The sequence below is a fragment of the Deinococcus pimensis DSM 21231 genome (genome assembly GCF_000519345.1).
Classification (GTDB): Bacteria; Deinococcota; Deinococci; order Deinococcales; family Deinococcaceae; genus Deinococcus_A; species Deinococcus_A pimensis.
The window spans coordinates 1-1536 of the sequence record NZ_KI912614.1; the positions used below are offsets into that span (position 1 = coordinate 1).

General features: G+C 72.7%; 2 protein-coding genes and 1 pseudogene. 1 reads left to right on the plus strand and 2 read right to left on the minus strand.

The features are described from left to right. Positions 1 to 260 (minus strand): annotated as a pseudogene (locus tag DEIPI_RS27200) (hypothetical protein); the annotation flags it as partial. Positions 261 to 370: 110 nt separating this feature from the next. Between DEIPI_RS27200 and DEIPI_RS0100010 the strand changes: the two are divergent. Further along, positions 371 to 913 carry a hypothetical protein gene (locus tag DEIPI_RS0100010; protein ID WP_027480429.1) on the plus strand — a complete coding sequence of 181 codons (543 nt, stop codon included), beginning with the start codon at positions 371 to 373 and terminating at the stop codon, positions 911 to 913. Positions 914 to 920: 7 nt separating this feature from the next. Here DEIPI_RS0100010 and DEIPI_RS0100015 read toward each other — a convergent pair whose 3' ends face one another. Next, positions 921 to 1412, minus strand: a complete 492-nt coding sequence (locus DEIPI_RS0100015) for a peroxiredoxin (RefSeq protein ID WP_027480430.1) — start codon at positions 1410 to 1412, stop codon at positions 921 to 923. Between the last annotated feature and the right edge of the window lie 124 nt (positions 1413 to 1536).

Genomic DNA, 1536 nt, shown 5'->3' on the forward strand with positions numbered 1-1536 from the left:
ATCGGTTCCTTCTCCAGCGTCAGCATCCTCAGCGGCGTCTGCGCGTCCGCGTTGAAGTACCCGCGCCCCAGGAACGTGCCGCTCTCGGCGTGCACGTCCACGACCTCGCCGGGCGTGATGCCCGCGTCGGCCTCCAGGATGTCGCCCGTGTGTCCGAAGGGGTAGCGGCCCAGCACGCGCCGCTCTCGGCCCGCCTTGAGCCGCACCCGCGGCGCCCGCGCGGAGGCGCCCGTCCCCTGAGTTCTCGTGTGACCAGTCATCGACGAAGTATAGGCGCGGCGCGCGCCGACGTTCGTGACCTGTTGACGCTCAACCCTTGCTGGACGCGGGGCGCTTGCGCGTGCCCGCCCGGCCCTGCCAGACTCGGCACATGACCGCTCCCCGCGCCGTCCTCCTCGCCGCCCTCGGCGCCGCGCTCACCGCGTGCGGCACCATCACCCTCAAGACCGTGGACCTGCCCGACTCCACCCTCTACCTCCCGCCCGCCTCCGCCGACGCCAACCGCATCGTGTACCTCACGAGAGACCAGTTCGAGGGGTTCACCGCGCGGCTCCCCTCGGCCGTCACGGTGAACGTCACGGGGGACGCGAAGTACACCACCACCCTGGGTCTCGGCAACTTCCAGCGGGCGGACGTGTACGTCCGCACGGACCTCGCCGCCCTGAGAAGCGACACGGCCCGCTGCCAGGACAGGGGAGACTACATCGAGTGCAGCGGCCGCGTCGCCGACGAGGCGAACTTCAGGGCCGGCACCCTCGCGGTCGGCGCGGGCGGCGTGCAGCTCGGCGGGGCTGCGCTCCAGACCTCCATCCGCGAGAACCACAGCTACTTCGGCCTCGTGCTCACGCAGGGGTCCACGTCCCTGAGCGACCGCCTCGACCTCACGAACCTCAAGGCGCGCGTCGGGCTCTAGACCCGCTTCAGCCCGGCGAGCCCTCGCCCATGGCGGGGACGCCCGCGCGTTCCCGCAGGTCCGCCAGCACGTCCGCCGCGTGCCGGGTGATGTTCACGCGCCGCCAGTGCCGCGCCACCCGCCCCTGCGGGTCGATCAGGAAGGTCTGACGGTCCGCGACGCCGAGCAGGCCCGTCAGGCCGCCCATCACGCCGTACGCGCGGCACACCGAACGGTCCCCGTCGGGCAGCAGCGGGAACGACAGCCCGCACGAATCCCGGAAGCGGGCCTGCGCGGCCTCCGTGTCCGTGCTGACGCCCACCACGGTCGCGCCGAGCCGCTCGAACTCCGGCGCGGCCTCCTCGAAGCGGCGCGCCTCCACGGAACAGCCGACCGAACTCGCCTTCGGATAGAAGAACAGCACCACCCAGCGCCCCCGCAGGTCCGCGAGGCGCACACGGCGTCCGTCGTCGCTCACGGCGTCGAATTCGGGAGCGGGCTCACCCGCGCGTGGACTCATGCGGGCATTCTAGGGCCCACCGGGGCGAGAACGCGGTGGCCCTGCCCTACAATGCGCCCGTGACCCACGCCCACGAGGACCTGCTCGCCCCCCTGCGGCCCTACACGGGCCGCGCGGTCGTCGT